A 15,170-nucleotide genomic window follows, 5' to 3' on the forward strand; every position below is an offset into this window, starting at 1 on the left:
CCGCTCATGGGAGTCCATGAGCGGCTCTTTTTTACAGGGACAACGTCAGAATCTCTCTCACCTGGTTCAAGTCCTGGATGTGGTAGTGGACCGTGAGTCCCTGGGGCAGAGGGCGGTCCTCTGGGTCGTACCAGCAGCACAGAATACCGGCGTTATTGCCCCCCTGAATATCGCTGGTCAGAGAATCCCCCACGATCAGGACCTCCTCTGGGGCGATGGGGCCGACATGGTTAAATACCGCCCGGAAAAAATCTGGGCTGGGCTTTTCGGCCCCTACCTGCTCAGAGATGAACACCCCGTCCAACAGCCGGATGAGCCCTGACTTGTCCAGCTTCCGCTGCTGGGCGACGGCAGTGCCATTGGTAACGGCATACTGCCTGACCTGGCCCTTCAGGTCCCTGACCAGCTCATAGCCGTGATCCCGAAAGACCACGGTTTCTCCCAGCTGAATCTGATAGGCGTGGTTAAACCCCTCGATATCGGAGAACTCGATGCCCTCTGACTGGAAAAACTCCTGGAAGCGGCCGGACAGTACCTGGGGCTTGGTCAACTCTCCCCGCTCCAGGGCATTCCAATATTTCTGGTTGATAGACGAGTATCGGGCCAGCATATCGTCAGGGCATTCCCCCAGGCCGAAGCGGATAAAGCAGGCCCGGATCGCCGCCTTCTCTGCCAAGCCGAAATCCAGCAGTGTGCCGTCGATATCCCATAAAATGACTTGGATCATCCTGAGATTCCCCTCCATTTGGATATATGGTATGGATACCATGATATCGGTCCCGCAAAAAAAGTCAAGAAAATTCTTGCCTATGGCATACTCAAAAAGGATGCGTCTCTTTTTCGTAAAGAAATGTTAAACCTGTGTTAAATCTGTTGACGGTTGACACGGGGGATTTTATAATAAATACTGCCAAAAATTGAAAGACTAAGAGGAAATCGTCATGATGCAGCCAGCCGACTGGTACCAAATCAGCGGAGGAAGAGGATATGAGGCATGACCTGCTCCTGAACATTCAGGCGCGGGCTGTGTCTTTTTTCTTGCCGGGAAGGGCTGCGAGAGAAAGGGAAGAAAGAGATGGGCATTTCAGAAATATTGGGGCTGCTGGGCGGCCTGGCATTGTTTTTGCATGGGATGCAGATGATGAGTTCCGGCCTGGAGGCTGCCGCCGGCGCACGGATGAAGAGTATTCTGGAGCGGCTTACCGCCAACCGCTTTTTGGGCGTGCTGGTGGGTGCGGCCATCACCGCTGTCATCCAGTCCTCCTCCGCTACCACAGTGATGGTGGTAGGCTTTGTAAACGCCGGGATGATGACTCTGGGCCAGGCGGTCTGGATCATCATGGGCGCCAACATTGGTACCACGGTTACCGGCCTGCTCATTGCCCTGGATGTGGGTGAGCTGGCCCCTATGTTTGCCTTTGTGGGCGTGGTGCTGATGGTCTTTGTCAAGGAGCCGAAGCTCCAGCACATCGGCCAGATCCTGGCCGGGTTGGGCGTGTTGTTTATCGGAATGGGCATGATGAGCTCCTCCATGTCTCCATTGCGGGATTCCGAACCCTTTATCCGTATCATGTCCACCTTCTCTAATCCTCTGTTGGGAATCCTGGCCGGCGCGGCCTTTACTGCCGTCATCCAGTCCTCCTCCGCCTCGGTGGGTATCCTCCAGGCTCTGGCCAGCAGCGGCGTGATCAGCTATGCCAGCTCAGTTTTTGTCCTGTTCGGTCAGAACATCGGCACCTGTATCACCGCCGTGCTGGCAGCCATCGGTACCAACCGGAATGCCAAGCGGGCTACTCTTATCCACTTGATGTTCAACCTGATTGGCACCGCGATCTTTACCACTCTGTTTGTTCTCTTTCCTATCGCTGCCGTGGTAGAAGGCACCTTAGTTCTTCCGGGTGAGGTGGGCAGGACCTTGTCCCATCTGATCCCCACTGACCCCATGGCTCAAATCGCCATGACCCATACTGTCTTTAACATCACGACTACCCTGGTCCTGCTTCCTCTGGGCAATTATCTGGCCAAGCTGGCTATCCGCATCCTACCTGACCAGGCTGTGGAGACCGAAGACCAGGAGAGCATGACCCTGGCCTATCTCACCCCCATCCAAGCCGGAGGCAAAGAGGGCGGCCTGGGTGTATCTGCCATTGTCATCGATCAACTGCGCAACGAGCTCAACCGGATGCTGTCCATGGCACGGGACAACGTGGCGGACAGCTTCCGGGCCGTACTGGCCCGGGATCAGGAGCAGCTGGTCCAGGTGGAGCAGCGGGAGGAGTATATCGACTTTTTGAACCGGGAGATCTCCCGCTATGTGTCTCACCTGATCTCGATTGAAACCAACGAGCAAGGCTCCGCTGTGGTCAGCAGCTTCTTCACCATCTCTGGCAACATCGAGCGTATTGGCGACCACGCGGACAATCTGGCTGGCTATACCCGGATGCTGGTGGGCAAAAACATCTCCTTTTCCGAAACAGCCCAGAGTGAGATCAGTGCTATGCGTGACATCTCTCTGGAGGCCATCTCCGCCCTGCTCCACTACCAGGCCGGTCAGCCCCAGTGGCTGTCCGAGGTGGCCCAGATGGAGCAGAAGATCGACGATATGACCGACAGCTTCCGCCGCGGTCAGCTGCAGCGAATGAAGGAGGGCACCTGCAACCAGGAGGCATGCATCCTCTACTCCGAGCTGCTCACCGACTTTGAACGCATTGGCGACCATGTGCTCAACATCGCAGAGGAGCTGACCAAGGCCCAGACCGGCCTGTAATTACGGACCCCTTCCACTTTTTCTTGACGAATGACCGGGAGAACGGTATGATTGGGAGAGAAAAGTGAGGAGGGGTTTTTTATGACCTATCAAGAGATACTGGAGGCAGCCCGCACCTGCAGCGGCCCATACTGTAAAGCCTGCCCCGTATGCAATGGCCGGGCCTGTAAGAATACCATGCCGGGCCCCGGAGCAAAGGGCAGCGGCACTGTGGCCATCCGAAACTACGAGGCATGGCAGGACATCTGTCTGAATATGGATACCATCACAGTCAACCAGCCGGTAGACACTAGCTATACCTTTTTCGGCCAGAGGTATGAGCTGCCTGTCTTTGCCGGCCCAGTGGGCGCGGTCAAGCTCCACTACGGGGACAAGCTCACCGACTTGGCCTACAACGACATCCTGGTCCCCGGCTGTGCCCAGGCGGGGATCGCCGCCTTTACCGGAGATGGGGCAGACCCGGAGGTCTTTGCCGGGGCCGCCAAGGCCATTGGACAGAACGGCGGGAAGGGGATCCCCACTGTCAAGCCCTGGGACCGGGATACCATTTTTGCCAAGCTGGATGACGCCAAGGCCTCCGGCGCCAAAGTATTTGCCATGGACATCGACGCTGCGGGACTGCCCTTCCTGAAGGGGTTGACCCCGCCGGCGGGCTCCAAGACGGTGGCAGAACTTCGAGAGATCATCGACTATGCGGGCGTGCCCTTTCTCATCAAGGGTGTCATGACCGTCAAGGGAGCCAGAAAAGCCCTGGAGGCGGGCGCCGCTGGTATTGTGGTGTCCAACCATGGAGGACGTGTGCTGGATGGAGTTCCCGCCACCGCGGCCGTCCTGCCTGCCATTGCGGATGCGGTAAAAGGCCAGATGACAGTCCTGGTGGACGGCGGCATCCGCACTGGCGTGGATGTGTGCAAGGCGCTGGCCCTGGGGGCTGACGCGGTCATCCTGGCCCGGCCCTATGTCACCGCGGTCTACGGCGGTGGGATTGAGGGCGTCAAGGCGCTGACGCGGAAGCTGAAGGGAGAGCTGGAGGACACCATGGCCATGTGCGGTGTCCACTCCCTGGCTGAGATCAGCCGGGATATTATCTTTTAAAAACAGTGTGGGAGCCGCCCGATGGGCGGCTCTTTTTTCAAATATTTTTACCGCCGTGCAGCAAAATGCCCTGTTAAAACGTCTAAATTTACGAAAGGAGGTGGCCCTATGCCCCATATATCCAACCGGCCGGTGGATTGGGAAGCCCTAGTCACAGACAACGAAAACCGCCTGTACCGGGCAGCGCTGGCCATTCTGGGTGATTCTCAGGAGGCGGAGGACGCGGTGCAGGATGCCTTTCTGGTATTTTTGGAAAAAGCCCCGGCGGACCTGGATCGTCCGGACGCCTGGCTGATGCGGGTGCTGGTCAACGGCTGTAAGAGCCGCCTTAGACTCGCTTGGCGGCGGGTGGGCCCCCTGCCGGACACGCTGCCCGCCCCCGCCCTGGAGGAGAGGGCAGAGCTGGAGGAGCTGTTTTCTCTCCCCCCGGAGGACCGAACGGTCATCCATCTTTTCTACTATGCGGGATACTCCACTCGGGAGATTGCCCATATGACCAGACAGCGGCCGGGCACAGTCCGCTCCCGTCTGACCAGAGCCAGACAGAGGCTGAAGAAGCTGCTGGAGTCAGAAGAGGACTGCAAGGGCGGACAACGAAAAGGAGAATTTAAATGAAATATTACAAATCGTATCTTGAACGGCAGGAAATTTCCCAGGAAACCCATAAACGACTCCTGGCCCTGGGGGAAAATAGTCTGTCAACAGGCCGGGCAGTCACCAGTCGGACAAGGTGGGGACACAGGTGGGGGGCGTTGGCGGCCTGCTGTGCCTTGGCCCTGGGACTGGGCGTGTGGCATTTGGCCCAACCAGCCCCGCCAGGGGGACAGACGGCTGCCGACGCCATCTATCCAGGGATCAAAGACACCTACGGCCCTGGGGAGGAACCCCCGTCTGGGTTCACTGTGGCAGAGGGGCCTGACGGAGAAAAAATGATGCTGCCATGTATTCCCTATGTGAACTACCAGAGGGTGGACGGAGAATTGGCGGCGGACGCCGCCCCGGCCCGGTATCTGATAGAGGGTTCTTTCTCCCAGGAACTGACAAAAGAGCAGATCCAAAGGACCTTTTGGGGGCCAGAGGGCAAGCCGGAGGTAGAAAACCCAAAAAACGATTCAGGAAATCTGCCCTGGATGCTGTTTTGGCAGGGCTACACACTCACTGGCTCGGCCCTGTACGACAGGAGCGGGAGCCTGCTGTGGCTGAATATTTGGGGGGAAAATGAGGAGGCGGACAGTTCTTTTACCTTGACCTTGCGGCCGGGGGAGCTGCCCTTCCAGTGCGGTCTTTACTCCGATGTAGAGAGTACCGATGTGATGGGGACCCCAGTCACCGGCTGGAGCCGAGAAGAAGGCGGCCTTTATACCTGCTGTAGCGAGTTCATGGCCGGAGAGGTGGGTGTCCGGTTTGAAAATTCAGGTGGAATTTTTGGTTCGGAATATGGAGAGAGTGCCTCGCTGGTCCAGGGAGGCGCACAGATGTTCAATGCCCTGCTGGTGCGGCAGGCCCTGTCCCAGGACGGCGGCCTGTACCTGGACCACCTGCTGAAGGCGGAGGAGGTGCCGGAGTGGCGGGCGGCGGAATTTTCCTCCCTGGAGGATGCCCGGCAGGAGGTGGATTTCGTCTCCTATCTTCCTGCGGAAGATCTCTCCGGCTATGACGAGTTCTACAGCAGGATGACCTACCAGGAGGGCAGCGAGCACACACTGTACCTGCGTTGGAGCTGGGGATATGACGATGTGACTATCCGGGTGGAGCTGCCCGAGGGAGATGCGGAGTGGGGAAATCTGGTGGATACGGCCCGGCCAGAAACCTACGATGTGCGTCTGTACTCCATCCCCTGGGCGGACAGTGTGCCGGAAGAATACTACGACGCCTTCCATTCCCCAGTGTTCCGGGCAGTGGACATGAGCCGGGAGATAGTGGAAGCCAGGGCCTATACCCTGGCTGACCAGGGGGATTCCGACGGCCCCCGTGTGAGCTTTTCCGTCCTCCATGATGACGGAGCCCTGGTGACCTACTCCTGCAAGGGGCTTTCCATAGACCAGGTATGGGCGTTGGTGGAGGAAACATTGGTGTGAACTCCGGGTCGATTCAGTAGGCGGATGCCTGCCTGTATGCCCCGACCGCGCTCTGTCAAAGTTTTGGGGCGGGGCTGGAAAAATTTAATTTTTTATGAATACACCTCTTTCCCCCTTGTCGAAGGCAGACGAAACCGCTATACTGAAAGGGTATTCGCACGGGAAGGGGGAGGATCGCCCTGGAAGAAAAATATGTCAGCGTATCCCGCCAGGGTGGTGCTCGCCGGACAGCACCCAGGCGGGAGCCGGCCCGTCCCCAGCGCCGGGGAGGGCCGCCCAGGAAAAGCAGCGGGCACAAATCCTTATTCTGGGGATTTTATAAATTCCTGGTTTTTCTCTCCGCTGTGATCGTAGCCATCTATGTGGGCTGGACAATGACCATCAAGCCGCCCCCAATCCAGACCCCTGATCCGACCCCCGTGATCAACGGGGGGCAGGAGGATGGGAGCGGAGATACCGATATTAGCACGCCTCAGGGGCCCCAGCGCCGGGAGCTGGTGTATAATTTCGTCCTACTGGGCAAAGACGTGGACAGTGGCAACACGGACAGCATCATCGTGGTCAGCTTTGACATTCCAAATCGGAAAGTGGGAATGATCTCTATCCCGCGGGACACGGCGGTGGAGCGGACCTGGCGCAAAAATCCCAAAATTAACGGGGCTTTCTACGGGGCAGGGCCGGACGTATTGAAGGAAGAGATCGAGCACACCTTTGGCATCCCCATTGACTACTACGTTCTGGTGGACTTGGAGGGCTTTATAGCCCTGGTGGATGAGCTGGGCGGCGTAGAACTGGATATCCCCTTAGATATGAACTACGATGACCCATACCAGAATCTGCATATTCATTTTACCAAGGGGGTCCACAAGGTGGACGGGCAGGGCGCCATGGAGGCGGTCCGCTACCGCCACGACAATGAGGACAGTCCCAATTATAGGGCTAACCAGTGGTACAGTGATGTACAGCGGGGGGAGATGCAGCGGCAGCTGCTGACCCAACTGGCCAAGAAGGTGGTGTCCTGGAACTCAGTCACAAGGGTAACAGAATTTATCAAGATTTTCCAGACCTATGTTAAAACGGACCTGGAGCTGGAGGAAATGATCTACTTTGCTACCCAGGCCCTCCAGGTAGATCTCTCCACTGGGATCCGCCAGGACACGCTAAAGGGGGACGGCACCAAGACCTATAAGGGCTTTTCATACTGCTTCCTCTACCAGGCGGAGGATATCCTGCCAACGCTCAATGAGCTGGTCAATCCCTACGACACCCCTCTGACCGAGGCGGATCTCCACCTGCCCCAGTCATAAGAGATAAAAAGAGAGCGGATACAGAAGTATCCGCTCTCTTTTTACGGCTCAGTCCCCAGGGTCTGAATCAGCAGATTGCGTAGGGAGATGGCGCTCTGCCGGTTCATTACGATGGAGGCCACATAGTCAGCGGCGGGCGTGGAGATATTCTCCATCCCTTTTGGTGTGACGGTCATGGCGGTCTCCATATATTTATAGGCGATATCCAAGGTGACCTCCAGGACCTCTCCGTCCTTGTCCGACACCTTGCGGATACCAAAGGTATTGGCGTATTCAGGCTTCATGCTCAACCCTCCTTTCTGTCTTGGAAACAAGGACTCGTGCAGGGCACGCACCCTCATTCTGAGTAGCTAAGTTCCCCACCCATAGGCCCTCCCTTCAGATGCCGGCCATTCAGAACGGCCTCCACCAGCTTGTCCCCCACATAGCTCAACTTCAGGGAAAAGAAGGGGGCGTCCTGGTCTAAAAGGTCGAGAAAGATGTGGTCCCCATCCCAAAGGGGGAGCTCCTTTAGCCTGGCTTTGGGGACCCACTCTAGATCCCCCTCGTCGCACTCCTTCAGCTCACCTGTCCAGCTGTGGACAGTAAACAGGTGCATATACTCAGTGGGCCAGCGGTCGGAGAGGAATGTGACGAGTCCGCGGTAGCGGTAGCCTGTCGCGGTAAGGCCGGTCTCCTCCCGTATCTCCCGCAAGGCACAGTCCTCCGGGCTCTCCTTGTCCTCGAACTTGCCTCCTACACCGATCCACTTGTCCTGATTCAGATCGTTTTCCTTTTTGACCCGGTGGAGCATGAGGTATTCCTCGCCCCGCTGGAGATAGCACAGGGTGGTATTGATCATACGATCCCTCTTTTCTCTCAAAGTATACCATGATGTCCGGTCTAGGGCAACCAAAAACTAAGAACATGAGAAGGCCGGCCCTCACCAGGGAGGTATTCTCCCGTGTAAGCGCCGGCTGGACAACCCCGCTGAAGGGTCATCTGTTGTCTTCCTGCGGGTCTACCAGAGCCACATCTACTGTGTAGCTCTGTCCATCCCGGAGATAGGTCAGGGATACCGTATCGCCCAGCCCCAGGGACTGCTTCAGCCGGGTCAGATCCTGGGTGCTGGTGATGGTCTGGCCGTTGGCGACCAATAGGATATCGCCGGGGCGGATGCCCTTGGCGTAGGCGTCGCTGGATGGGGCCACATCCATGATCTCCAGGCCCCCGCCCTCTGCGGGAAAGGTGTACACAGTAAAGCCGAAGACTCCGGTGTGGATGACCTGTCCGTCGATTAGCCGGTCCACCACATATTTCACCCGCGTGGTGGGGATAGCGAAGCCCAGTGCCTCGGCAGAGCCGTCCTCCGTGACGATCTTAATGGTGGTCACCCCCACCACCTGGCCATATTGGTTGATAAGGGCGCCGCCGGAGTTGCCAAAGTTGATAGCCGCGCTGGTCTGGATCAACACCATGGTGGTGCCGTCTACCTCTACCTCCCGGTCCAGAGCGGAGATGATGCCGTCCGTAATGGTGGAGCGGTAGCCCAGCGGGTCCCCGATGGCGGCGACCGGATCGCCGATGCGCAGCGCGGCGGAGTCCCCAAACTCCGCCGGAGTCAGTCCGGAGGCATCCACCTTCAACACCGCTAAGTCCTCATCCGCGTCGAATCCTACCAGGCTGGCCTGTAAAACGCTGTTGTTCGACAGGGCGACCCGGACCTCGTCAGCGCCAGCTACTACATGGGCATTGGTGATGATATAGCCGTCTTCCGTCATGATGATGCCTGTACCTGTTCCATATTCCGACTGGCTCTGGGACTCGATGGACACGATGGAGGGGGCGTTCTTCTCATAGATCTGGGTATAGGTCAGCGCCGGTCCGGCAGCTGCCTGGAGCGGAAGGGTCACCCCGGTCCCCGTGGGCGCCTGCCGGATGTTCGGCGGGTCAGTGCTGTATTCCTCCTGCTGGGCCCACCAGTCCTCCCCTGGGTTTGCAGGCAGATAACCCGGCCCGCTCAAAGAGAAGGACAGGTGGCGCCCCAGCACAACAGTAAGCAGACACAGGGCAAGGACCAAAATGGCCAGCCCGGTGATCCAAGGCCACTTTCTCCTCCTCTTTCTGGGGCGCAGGACGGGAATCCCCGCTGCTGGGACAGGGATGTAGGGCAGGTTGGGCACCGGCTGGCTGGGCTGTTCCCAGGGGCCGCCCTGCCAGAGACCGTCATGTTTGTTGTCCATAAACTCCCTCCAAACCGGGATGTCCAAATGTCAGGCCAACGTCAGGGTAAAGGTAAACTGAGTGACGCCGTCCTCGCTGGTCGCTGTGATAGTCTCCTTTAGGTTGCCCAAAATCGTCTTGACGATATACAACCCCAGCCCCACACCCTCCCGGTCCATGGAGCGGGAGTAGTCTGCCTTGTGGAATCGCTCAAAAAGGAGGGGCAGTTCATCCTTGGGGATCGTAGAGCCCAGATTCCGGATGGTGGTGTAAGCCTTCCCATCCTTCTTTGTGATCTGGACAGTGATAGCAGTACCGGCGGCGGCAAACTTCGCCGCGTTGTCCAAAAGATTATAGCAGACCTGGGTGATGGAATCCGGGTCCCCCCAGACCATTAGCTTCTCGTCGGGCATCTGGACGTCTACATCCAAATTCCGGCCGGTGATCTTGCTCTCCAGGCTAATGATAACCTGGGACACCACCTCGGTGAGGTCGAACTGCTCCTGGGCGGTGACGGTGTTCTCTGTCAGGGCGTTGAGCCGAGCCAGATCCAGCATCCGCCGGACTAACCGGGACAATCGCCTGGTTTCAGATACCACGATTTGTAGAGATTCCTTCTCCCGTTCGGGCGGGATGGTCCCATCCAGGATTCCCTCGGCAAAGCCGGAGATGGTGGTCATGGGGGTCTTCAGTTCGTGGGATACATTGGCAATAAATTCTGATCGCTGGCTCTCTACCTTGGCCAGGGAGTTGGCCATGGTATTGAACGCCTCAGCCAGGGTGCTGATCTCATCACACCGCCCCTCATAGCTGGTGACCCGGACATCAAACTCTCCACGGCCAAATTTTCGGGCTGCCTCGGCCATCTCGTTTAGAGGCCGGGCCTGGTGGGCGGAAAAGAGGGAGCTGGCGACGAAGGCAATCAGCAGCACCACCACAGCGGTAAAAAAGAAAATGGTGGCGGTGGCCGACCACATCTCCGCCAGGCTGGAGGCGTCGGCAGACACCAGCACCAGCCCCTGGGTGACTGACAGGTTATTCAAGCTGACGGTAATAGGCAGGCTGGCCAGATAGCGCCGCTCCGGGAAGATTCCGCCCAGACTGGTCATACCGGCATAAGAGCCCCGTTCCAGCACCTGGGACACCACTGACTCAGGGACTTTGCTGTTTTCATACGCATAAAAATTGACGCCGTCCGTAGCATAGATGATCTCGCCATCCGGGGCGGCTACAATCACATAAGAATCTGAGATCAGGGCGATGGAGGCGACATAGTTCTGGAACGGCTCACTGCGAAGCTGCTGATAAAAGGAGGAGGCAAACATAGCGATATAGCCGGCATTGCGTTCCATCGCGTCCCGTTTCTCTGAAATGATATAGCGGTAAGAGAGCATCATAAAGGCGGTGGACAGAAGAGTAAAGGACAGCGCGACGATCCCCACCATCATAGCTAGCTGACGTTTATATAACGAACGCAAAGGCTTCACCTCCTTAGGCAGTTTGTCATATCCATCCGATTTCAGCGGGTTCAGGCATTTCCGCCCACCTCAAATTTATAACCCACACCCCAAACAGTCTTCAGCCGCCACTGGTCACTGACATTCTCCAGCTTTTCCCGAAGCCGCTTGATATGGACGTCCACAGTCCGGCTGTCACCGAAATAATCGAAGCCCCATACCTCATCCAGAAGCTGGTTTCGGGTAAATACCCGGTTGGGAGCAGAGGCCAGATGGAACAACAGCTCCAATTCCTTGGGGGGCGTATCCACCCGCTGGCCGTCTACCAACAGCTCATAGGAGTCCAGGTTGATGACCAGCTTATCGAAGGTCAGCTTTTTGCTGGTCTGCTCTTCCTCCCCCATGGTACGGCGCAGAACGGCATGAATACGGGCCAGCACCTCTTTCATCTCGAAGGGTTTGACAATGTAGTCATCGGCGCCCTGCTCCAGACCTGTGACCTTGTCCTCCGTTTCGCCCTTTGCGGTGAGCATAATAACAGGGGTCTTATCCCCCTCCCGAATCTTCTTCAGCACAGACCAGCCGTCCATAATGGGGAGCATAATATCCAGAAGCACTAAATCGGGCTGAAAGGAGCGAAACAGCTCTACACCCTTACCGCCATCCTGGGCTACCTGGGTTTCGAACCCCTCTTTCTCCAGATAGAGGTGGAGCAGCTCGGCGATGTTGCCATCATCCTCCACGATCAAAACCTTCTTTGGCATAGCCGTACCCTCTTTTCTCAATGTAATTTGTGTATGGGATACCTTTATTATAGCGCGAAACCCCAGTGTTAGGTGAATAATTTGTAAATTGCTCCCACATTTCCCCTACCCCTGGTCACCGGAGGCCACATAGGAGTGGTCCACCTGGATGACGGGGAAGTAATGGCCGGACAGCCCCTTAATTCCCTCGGTGAGCTGTTCCCGCACCTGGGTATCCTTCAGCCGGAACCCATATGGCACCATGACGTCAAAAATTAGGTTAGTGTGAATTGGGCCAGGGGTAATGCGGAAATCATGGATGGTGAGCACGGGGTCGATTTTCCGGGCGATGGCGTCCACCTGCTCTCGAAGGGCGGAGGTGCTGTCGTCACACACTACCGGGTCCATATGGATGGAGGTGTCAATGTGGTGCTTCTCCTTCAGTTCCCGCTCGATATGGTCGATAATGTCATGGAGCTCCAAAAAATCTCCGTCCGCTGGGACCTCGGCGTGGAAGGACATCATGGCTCGACCGGGGCCATAATCGTGGTAGACCAGGTCGTGGATGCCCAGAATGTGGTCGTGGCCCAGCACGATGCGGTCGATGTCCGCGGCGAGCTCCGGGTCCATGGGCCGCCCTAGCAAAGGGTCCAGGGTGTCCCTGGCGGCCTCCCACCCTGTCTTGAGAATAAAGGCGGCCACCAGCAGGCCGGCCAATCCGTCCACCTGAAGCCCCCAGAAATGATCGGCAAGGGTGGAGAGAAGGACTACGCCGGTGGACAGGCAGTCGGACAGGGAGTCTGCGGCGGTGGCCTCCATGGCGGCGGAGTCAATGGCCCGGCCCAGGCCGCGGTTGAACCAGTACATCCAAAATTTCACCAGGATGGCCGCCGCTAGAATGACCAGAGCCACTGGCGAAAATTGAGTTTCAGACTGGCCGAACAGGGACTCCAGGGCAGACCGGCCCACCTCCACCCCCATGAGCAGAATAGCCATCGCCACGATCAGTCCGGCAATATATTCCACGCGCCCGTGGCCGAAGGGGTGGTCCTCGTCCGCCTCCTGGCCAGCGAGCCGAAAGCCGATGAGGGTGACCACCGAGGTCGCGGCGTCAGATAAGTTATTTACCGCGTCAGCCACCATGGCCACAGAGGAGGTGAGCGTGCCGGCGATCACCTTACCCAGAAACAGCAGCACATTGAGAAAGATGCCTGCGGCGCCGGAGATGGTGCCGCAGCGAAGCCTGGTGGCAGGAGCCTGGGGCGCGCCGCCCCCCAGACAGGCACGGATCAAAAAGTTCATAGCTGACAGATGCCTCCCGAACCGGCCAAGGATGACCGGATTGATCTGTATCATTTTATTATCCCACGGCAACTGGCCTCCGTCAAGAAAAAGGCGGGGCCGGACAGGTAAATTTTTCCGTCCTCTTGGAAGGCCGGAGAGAAGTATTTACAAACTGTTCATACCAGGGTCATTGTTTTGCCTTAATTCTATTCTATGATAAAACCGTTCCAAGGGAACAAAATGCATCTTCCATTTCTCCCTCTCCTTTACAACACACAGATGGAGACCTCCGGCATGCCGGAGGTCTTCGTCGTTTATAGGACTGACAGTGTTTACAAAAAATTCATGGGGAGGACATAGTATTGCCTTAATTCTATTTTATGATAAATCCGTACTCAAGATATCTTCCTTTTTCTCCTCCCTTTTACAACACACAGACAAAGGCCCCTGACCTTCCTGGTCAGGGGCCTTTGTCGTTCAGGATTCCGATGTCGTGGCCCCATCTCTGGAACCCTCCCAGCGGTCCCGGCCCACAGCGCCGCTGCTGGCCTCCATCCGGTTCATTTTCCGCTTCCGTGCGGAGGAGCGGGCCAGCTTCTCGCTCAACCCCTCCAGGTCCCCGGACTGGATAGCCTGACGGTACTGTCGGATGTTCTCCTCCAACTGCTCCAGGGCCCGGCCCAAGGCCTCAGCGTTCATGGAGAAGAGCTGGGTCCACAGGGGCACATCCAGAGCGGCCACCCGGGTGCAGCCCCGGAAAGAGTCCCCCTCAAAGCCCTGATAGTCGAATAGGCTAGGGTTGTCGCACACGGAAACGGCGATAACGTGCATCATCTGGCTGGTGTAGGCGATGATGGCGTCGTGCCGCTCCGCCGTGGTCTGGACCACATCCGCGCAGCCGATGTACCGAGCCAGCCGCTCCATAAGAGCCAGATGCTCCGGGCTGGATTGGTTATTCGGGGTTAGGATATAGTGGGCCCCGTGGAACATATTGGCCAGGGCGTGCTGAATGCCGGAGAACTCCGTCCCCGCCATGGGGTGCCCTCCCACAAAGGAAACAGTGTCAGGCAGTACCCCGGCCCCCTTCAAAATGGCCCCCTTTACCCCGCACACATCGGTCACCATGGAGCCAGGCCTGAAATGGTTCCGGTGCTCGGTCATAAATTCTACGATGCCCTGGGGATGGAGGCATAAAAATACCAGGTCGCCCTCCGCCAGCGCCCGGACTGGGTCCGCCTCGGCCCGGTCCACGATATCCTGTTCCATGGCGTAGCGAAGGGTGGGCTGGCTCACGTCCACGCCGATGATTTCATAGTCCTCAAAGCCCCGGAGGGCCTTGGCAAGGGAACCGCCGATCAGGCCCAGCCCCACAATGACCAGACGCTTTTTCATGATATAACCTCGTTTCTACACCGTGTCCGGCGAATAACGGAACTGTATCACATTTGCCCGCCGAAATCAAGATGGTATTCAAGGCAGAAGGGCACTGTAATTTCCCAAAAAATGTAGGAAACCGTCCCATTTCAGGGCGGTTTTTTGTGTTGGATAGAGAGGGCTTGGGCGGCAGTCCAAAGCCTCCCCCTGTGGGGAGGGTGCCGAGCTGTGTGCCCCGATACCGAACCCCTCAGTCCTCTTGCAGGGGCGGCCACATGGGGCCGCCGTGTGGAGGGGCAAAACCCGCCCCAGTCGCCTCCTCAGTCAGCCTATGGCTGACAGCTCCCCTCTGGGGGAGCCAAAACAACAACTCTAATAATTAAAGGAGGAGCCATCGTGTCAACGGACAAGACTCAACACTACCAGCTTAACCAATGGGAGGAGGATAAGGTGCTCCGCCTCGACTTCAACGCAGATAACCAGATCATAGACGGGGCCCTAGCTGCACTGGCGGAGGGGCAGACCCAGTTCATCTGCGGTAGCTACCGGGGGACCAGGGTGGCGGGCACGGCGGAATATGTTCTGGGGGCGCGGCCGAAATTTCTGATGCTGGCCGTCATGTCAAGCAAGGATAAGGCGCATTACTGCGGCCTGCTGGCGGCGGAGGAGTTCTGTCTGCCCTTTTACTCCACCACAGGGATGACGGGGATCGCCGACCTTGTGACCTTTACCGACACCGGATTTTGAATCGCACACAGATCCGGTACCGCTGATTATGCCTTTAACCGCTCTGGCGTGACCTACCGCTATCTGGCCATCTGCTGAAGGCTCTGCCCACGGGGAAGGCCCCCCGCTCCAAGGGG

At 57.5% G+C, this 15,170-nt stretch carries 14 protein-coding genes; 6 read left to right on the forward strand and 8 right to left on the reverse strand.

The features are described 5' to 3' along the window. Positions 1-31 precede the first annotated feature (31 nt). Positions 32-727, reverse strand: a complete 696-nt coding sequence (locus WKS99_RS10840; RefSeq protein WP_340405928.1) for a YjjG family noncanonical pyrimidine nucleotidase — start codon at positions 725-727, stop codon at positions 32-34. A gap of 348 nt (positions 728-1,075) precedes the next feature. Between WKS99_RS10840 and WKS99_RS10845 the strand changes: the two genes are divergently transcribed. The 5 genes from WKS99_RS10845 to WKS99_RS10865 all read left to right on the forward strand — a co-directional run bounded on the left by WKS99_RS10845 (position 1,076) and on the right by WKS99_RS10865 (position 7,247). Then, entirely contained in the window at positions 1,076-2,767 is a 1,692-nt protein-coding gene (locus tag WKS99_RS10845) for a Na/Pi cotransporter family protein (protein ID WP_147572378.1), read from the forward strand. Positions 2,768-2,848: 81 nt separating this feature from the next. After that, positions 2,849-3,862: an alpha-hydroxy-acid oxidizing protein gene (locus tag WKS99_RS10850; protein WP_147572379.1), complete on the forward strand. Its 1,014-nt coding sequence runs from the start codon at positions 2,849-2,851 to the stop codon at positions 3,860-3,862. A 108-nt stretch (positions 3,863-3,970) separates the two neighbouring features. After that, positions 3,971-4,477 carry an RNA polymerase sigma factor gene (locus WKS99_RS10855; RefSeq protein WP_340405929.1) on the forward strand — a complete coding sequence of 169 codons (507 nt, stop codon included), beginning with the start codon at positions 3,971-3,973 and terminating at the stop codon, positions 4,475-4,477. Further along, entirely contained in the window at positions 4,474-5,940 is a 1,467-nt protein-coding gene (locus tag WKS99_RS10860) for a hypothetical protein (protein WP_340405930.1), read from the forward strand. Before WKS99_RS10855 ends, WKS99_RS10860 begins: the two co-directional genes overlap by 4 nt. A 374-nt stretch (positions 5,941-6,314) precedes the next feature. Further along, on the forward strand, positions 6,315-7,247 hold the full coding sequence (locus WKS99_RS10865) for an LCP family protein (protein WP_240286472.1): 933 nt from the start codon (positions 6,315-6,317) through the stop codon (positions 7,245-7,247). 41 nt (positions 7,248-7,288) lie between these two features. Here WKS99_RS10865 and WKS99_RS10870 read toward each other — a convergent pair whose 3' ends face one another. The 7 genes from WKS99_RS10870 to WKS99_RS10900 all read right to left on the reverse strand — a co-directional run bounded on the left by WKS99_RS10870 (position 7,289) and on the right by WKS99_RS10900 (position 14,325). Next, positions 7,289-7,531, reverse strand: coding sequence for a hypothetical protein (locus WKS99_RS10870; RefSeq protein ID WP_186852880.1), 243 nt, complete (start codon positions 7,529-7,531; stop codon positions 7,289-7,291). 53 nt (positions 7,532-7,584) lie between these two features. Beyond that, the gene (locus tag WKS99_RS10875) at positions 7,585-8,088 is read right to left on the reverse strand and encodes an NUDIX hydrolase (protein WP_240286474.1); all 504 of its coding nucleotides are present in this window, start codon (positions 8,086-8,088) and stop codon (positions 7,585-7,587) included. A 136-nt stretch (positions 8,089-8,224) separates the two neighbouring features. After that, positions 8,225-9,469, reverse strand: a complete 1,245-nt coding sequence (locus WKS99_RS10880; RefSeq protein WP_340405931.1) for a S1C family serine protease — start codon at positions 9,467-9,469, stop codon at positions 8,225-8,227. Between the two features lie 30 nt (positions 9,470-9,499). Then, on the reverse strand, positions 9,500-10,927 hold the full coding sequence (locus WKS99_RS10885; protein ID WP_147572386.1) for a sensor histidine kinase: 1,428 nt from the start codon (positions 10,925-10,927) through the stop codon (positions 9,500-9,502). 50 nt (positions 10,928-10,977) lie between these two features. After that, complete coding sequence (locus WKS99_RS10890; protein ID WP_147572387.1) at positions 10,978-11,670, reverse strand: response regulator transcription factor; 693 nt, start codon at positions 11,668-11,670, stop codon at positions 10,978-10,980. A 105-nt stretch (positions 11,671-11,775) separates the two neighbouring features. Then, positions 11,776-12,951 carry a cation diffusion facilitator family transporter gene (locus tag WKS99_RS10895; protein WP_340405932.1) on the reverse strand — a complete coding sequence of 392 codons (1,176 nt, stop codon included), beginning with the start codon at positions 12,949-12,951 and terminating at the stop codon, positions 11,776-11,778. A 459-nt stretch (positions 12,952-13,410) separates the two neighbouring features. After that, positions 13,411-14,325: a prephenate dehydrogenase gene (locus WKS99_RS10900; RefSeq protein WP_340405933.1), complete on the reverse strand. Its 915-nt coding sequence runs from the start codon at positions 14,323-14,325 to the stop codon at positions 13,411-13,413. Positions 14,326-14,703: 378 nt separating this feature from the next. On the opposite strand from WKS99_RS10900, the gene WKS99_RS10905 reads away from it, so the two are divergent. Next, positions 14,704-15,054 (forward strand): hypothetical protein, encoded by a 351-nt coding sequence (locus WKS99_RS10905; protein ID WP_340405934.1) that lies wholly within the window; start codon positions 14,704-14,706, stop codon positions 15,052-15,054. The last annotated feature ends 116 nt before the right edge of the window (positions 15,055-15,170 follow it).

Origin of the sequence: Flintibacter sp. HCN-6482, from assembly GCF_037892565.1 — a bacterium.
Lineage (GTDB): Bacteria > Bacillota > Clostridia > Oscillospirales > Oscillospiraceae > Lawsonibacter > Lawsonibacter aceti.

Coding starts and splice junctions, on each gene's coding strand:
- WKS99_RS10865 (WP_240286472.1), top strand. CDS start 6,315: ATGACCATCAAGCCGCCCCCAATCCAGACCCCTGATCCGACCCCCGTG.
- WKS99_RS10895 (WP_340405932.1), bottom strand. CDS start 12,951: ATGAACTTTTTGATCCGTGCCTGTCTGGGGGGCGGCGCGCCCCAGGCT.
- WKS99_RS10850 (WP_147572379.1), top strand. CDS start 2,849: ATGACCTATCAAGAGATACTGGAGGCAGCCCGCACCTGCAGCGGCCCA.
- WKS99_RS10855 (WP_340405929.1), top strand. CDS start 3,971: ATGCCCCATATATCCAACCGGCCGGTGGATTGGGAAGCCCTAGTCACA.
- WKS99_RS10870 (WP_186852880.1), bottom strand. CDS start 7,531: ATGAAGCCTGAATACGCCAATACCTTTGGTATCCGCAAGGTGTCGGAC.
- WKS99_RS10900 (WP_340405933.1), bottom strand. CDS start 14,325: ATGAAAAAGCGTCTGGTCATTGTGGGGCTGGGCCTGATCGGCGGTTCC.
- WKS99_RS10890 (WP_147572387.1), bottom strand. CDS start 11,670: ATGCCAAAGAAGGTTTTGATCGTGGAGGATGATGGCAACATCGCCGAG.
- WKS99_RS10860 (WP_340405930.1), top strand. CDS start 4,474: ATGAAATATTACAAATCGTATCTTGAACGGCAGGAAATTTCCCAGGAA.
- WKS99_RS10880 (WP_340405931.1), bottom strand. CDS start 9,469: ATGGACAACAAACATGACGGTCTCTGGCAGGGCGGCCCCTGGGAACAG.
- WKS99_RS10840 (WP_340405928.1), bottom strand. CDS start 727: ATGATCCAAGTCATTTTATGGGATATCGACGGCACACTGCTGGATTTC.
- WKS99_RS10875 (WP_240286474.1), bottom strand. CDS start 8,088: ATGATCAATACCACCCTGTGCTATCTCCAGCGGGGCGAGGAATACCTC.
- WKS99_RS10845 (WP_147572378.1), top strand. CDS start 1,076: ATGGGCATTTCAGAAATATTGGGGCTGCTGGGCGGCCTGGCATTGTTT.